Below are 939 nucleotides of genomic sequence, written 5' to 3'. Positions count from 1 at the left end.
CCAGCGTGCGCAGGTGTTCTTCGGCCAAGGGGCTTTCCGTGAAGTCAAACTCATCCAGACTGCGCTGCAGGGGGAACCGGGCTATACGTCTTTGGTAACGCAGACTGCGGTAATGGCGGTCCTGTTTTTCGGCATCAATCAGGCTGGACAGCCAGGAAACCGGCTCTGTGACCAGCCCGGGTTGCGCGACCCATTCCTGGTAGGCGGTCGCCATGCCATACAGATGCAGCTCCTTCAGAGAGAGGGTCAGTTCAGTGGACATAAGGCTTCCCCCGCAAGGTATCGTAGCGGCTGCAATCCGCCGTTGGCTCTTCTTTGAGATGCAGGGCTTCCGGAGTCTGCTGCGGGGGTGGTGGCAGCGGGTGCGCCAGACGGTGTACCAGATTGAGGATTACCGTGACTGTAACGGTTTTCTGCTCCAGGGCCATGGCGCAGGCAGTCTCCAGTATGTCCATGCCATGGTCTCTGGCCGCCAGTAAGACTTCCACAAAGGCCTTATCTCCACCGGCTTTAGCCTGGAGATGCTCCTGCACCAGGGTGATGGCACGCGGTAGCTTCTGGAAGGGCAAGCCATTACGTAAAGCCCCCGGTTTACGCTCCAGAACCTGCAGGTAGTGCTGCGGGTCCGTGATGGTCTTGTCCCGCCCCATGCGCCGTGCATGGGTGGCAATCACCGCACTTTCCATCAATACCACGATACGATCCACATAGCGCCGTGCCCGCACCCATTCTCCTGCCCATTCTGCGGGTACGCTGTAGTGATTACGGTCCACCGATATCAGGCAGGTAGATTTGACCCGCACCCGGTCCTCCACATAGCCATCGAAGGTGGCTTGAAAGGGGCGCAGCAGCGCTTTCTCTTCCTGGAAGACCGCCCAGATCGTCCGTGTCTTCTGCTCGGGGTGTGCATGATTCTGTGCCCGCTCCTGACAGCGTTCC

2 protein-coding genes are annotated in these 939 nt (G+C 59.3%); both read right to left on the bottom strand.

Going from position 1 to position 939, the window contains the following annotated elements:
* A partial coding sequence (locus BLW97_RS16010; RefSeq protein ID WP_242947853.1) for an ATP-binding protein occupies positions 1-262 on the bottom strand: 262 nt, incomplete at its 3' end.
* The coding region (locus BLW97_RS19520) for a Mu transposase domain-containing protein (RefSeq protein WP_423230378.1) at positions 252-939 on the bottom strand (688 nt) is incomplete at its 5' end. The genes BLW97_RS19520 and BLW97_RS16010, both read right to left, overlap by 11 nt.

The organism is Acidithiobacillus albertensis, from assembly GCF_001931655.1.
GTDB classification, from domain to species: Bacteria; Pseudomonadota; Gammaproteobacteria; order Acidithiobacillales; family Acidithiobacillaceae; genus Acidithiobacillus; species Acidithiobacillus thiooxidans.
The sequence above is the reverse complement of the archived record's forward strand: the minus strand, read 5'-3'. Positions and strand labels throughout refer to the sequence as shown.